At 35.3% G+C, this 1966-nt stretch carries 6 protein-coding genes; 3 read left to right on the top strand and 3 right to left on the bottom strand.

The features are described from left to right. Window positions 1-126: 126 nt before the first annotated feature. From FYJ39_RS20300 to FYJ39_RS20290, 3 genes are read right to left on the bottom strand one after another with little or no spacing between them, the layout of a single operon-like run. On the bottom strand, window positions 127-327 hold the full coding sequence (locus FYJ39_RS20300) for a hypothetical protein (protein ID WP_154474115.1): 201 nt from the start codon (window positions 325-327) through the stop codon (window positions 127-129). Next, on the bottom strand, window positions 328-513 hold the full coding sequence (locus FYJ39_RS20295) for a hypothetical protein (RefSeq protein WP_154474114.1): 186 nt from the start codon (window positions 511-513) through the stop codon (window positions 328-330). Beyond that, window positions 510-716 (bottom strand): hypothetical protein, encoded by a 207-nt coding sequence (locus tag FYJ39_RS20290; RefSeq protein WP_154474113.1) that lies wholly within the window; start codon window positions 714-716, stop codon window positions 510-512. The genes FYJ39_RS20295 and FYJ39_RS20290 overlap by 4 nt, the downstream gene beginning before the upstream one ends. A 196-nt stretch (window positions 717-912) precedes the next feature. Here FYJ39_RS20290 and FYJ39_RS20285 point away from each other — a divergent pair, with 196 nt between their 5' ends. The 3 genes from FYJ39_RS20285 (at window position 913) to FYJ39_RS20275 (ending at window position 1777) form a co-directional block, all read left to right on the top strand. Then, the gene (locus FYJ39_RS20285; protein ID WP_154474112.1) at window positions 913-1164 is read left to right on the top strand and encodes a hypothetical protein; all 252 of its coding nucleotides are present in this window, start codon (window positions 913-915) and stop codon (window positions 1162-1164) included. Window positions 1165-1240: 76 nt separating this feature from the next. Beyond that, window positions 1241-1471 (top strand): hypothetical protein, encoded by a 231-nt coding sequence (locus tag FYJ39_RS20280; protein ID WP_154474111.1) that lies wholly within the window; start codon window positions 1241-1243, stop codon window positions 1469-1471. Window positions 1472-1522: 51 nt separating this feature from the next. Then, window positions 1523-1777 (top strand): hypothetical protein, encoded by a 255-nt coding sequence (locus tag FYJ39_RS20275; RefSeq protein WP_154474110.1) that lies wholly within the window; start codon window positions 1523-1525, stop codon window positions 1775-1777. Window positions 1778-1966 lie beyond the last annotated feature (189 nt).

Here is a 1966-nt window from a genome sequence, read left to right as displayed (position 1 = left end):
TTCCCTCAAATCTTTCAATGCCTAAAATCTCGTATACCATAATCAAAAACCTCTCTTTCTCAAATCAACTAATGAATTATTTATATAGACCAGGGCAGAGCCGCGAGGGGATGCCCTGGGGGCTACCTAAGATATATGAACATCATCCGATATAGGCGGAATGGAACCTGCCTTTTCATTGATGTAAGCCAAAATATGCTCCAGACGGACAAAATGGTATTGAAGCATATCCACACGGCACTGGTCATGCAAGGCCATGGCCCGGCAGATAGCAACACTGGTTTCACTTTGTTCCTGCTCTATAAGAGCTTTAGAAAGCCTTCTCATTTAAAGAACCTCCTTTGATTCAGACACACGCTTAAGCAATTCCTCTTTCTCAAATGTGGTAATAGCTCCAATCATATAGGCGAAAAATATTTGCCCACGAATCCATGACAGACTAACGCATTTGCCTAATAACCAAGAATCAACAATATTATTTAACATCTCTCTAACACACTCTTTATCCATCATTCTAATACCTCCAAATCAACAAAAACATAAGCCCTATTAGAACGAAATTTGCAAGTAAAAGAAAGAACCTCATAATGTAAATAGCTTATAACATCATCATCAAAACAATAACCAAACGCAAGTACACAAGAATCAGAATCACGAATGATAAAACGTGTATTATCATCAACAAACAGTAAATCAAAAACATCGGAAACTGTCATAATAAAAACCCTCCTTAATCAATTAACTAAAACATTCTTGTAGACTAACTAAATTTGTGGTAAAATAGATACCAAATAAGCACTTAATTATTACTTAATGATTATTTAATCTATGCCTTAATTATAAAGCATTAGTGACACAATGTAAATATATTTTTGTACATTAGTGACACAATGAATGAAAGGGAATATAAATATGAGTAACTTTAACCAAGCAAAATATATACAACAATTTCAAAAAGAAAAATATGACCGCTGTATATTTAATGTACCAAAAGGCAAAAAATCAACCATAGAAAAACACTGGAAAAGCAAAGGATACAAAAGCCTTAACGCATATGTAAATGACCTAATAGACAGGGACATGCAAGGAACACCTGGAATCCAGGTAAATCATAACAAGGGTATTGTGGCCGGAAACATCCATGGAGACGTCAGTATAAAATAGGGCTGTAACGCACCAGAATTAACGAAAATCGATTTTTATCGGTTTAAGCATAGAATATTCAAGGAGGATAATTAAAATGGATAATGAGACAATCGAGACTATAAGACAACTATTAACACCAATCAATAATAAACTAGATAGTATGGATTTAAAAATATCAGAAATGAAAATCCAAATAGATTCACTTAAGCTGGATATGAAAACAATGGAATATGAAAACCAAAAACACTACAGAGAAATAAAACAGGACACAGAGACTATCATGACAATATTAGAAGCAAGGAACCTTCTGCCAAAAGCACTGTAACAACAAAAATCAATCTTTATCGATTTAAGCATAATAATCAAGGAGGGAAAAATGACAGACACAGAAATCTTAGAAGCAATGAAACAAATGCTGGAGCCAATAAACCTAAAATTAGAGAAAATCAACAATCGATTAGGAAACGTAGAAAACGACATAGGAAATCTGGACAACCGCATCAGTAATCTAAACAATAGGATTGATAATCTGGAATACCAAATGAAAAAGGGATTCCGAGAAACCAGACAAGATATAGAAACAATAGTAGAAGTCCTGGAAGCCAAAGGCATACTTCCCAAAGCCCAATAACAACAAAAACCCCGGCTCTATGCCGGGGATATTTTTATACTATGTGTTACTCTTCTTTAATCGCACCACGCTTGATTGCTTCGGCCAAGCCGACCTGGACAAGCCTTGTTGCCATTTCAGCCGGGGTAGAATAGCAATCACAAAATTCCATATACCTGCAAAGACGGTCATACTGCTTCGGAGTTAGAT

The sequence above is a fragment of the Clostridium porci genome (genome assembly GCF_009696375.1).
Lineage (GTDB): Bacteria > Bacillota > Clostridia > Lachnospirales > Lachnospiraceae > Enterocloster > Enterocloster porci.
This window is presented reverse-complemented; position numbering and strand designations above follow the sequence as displayed.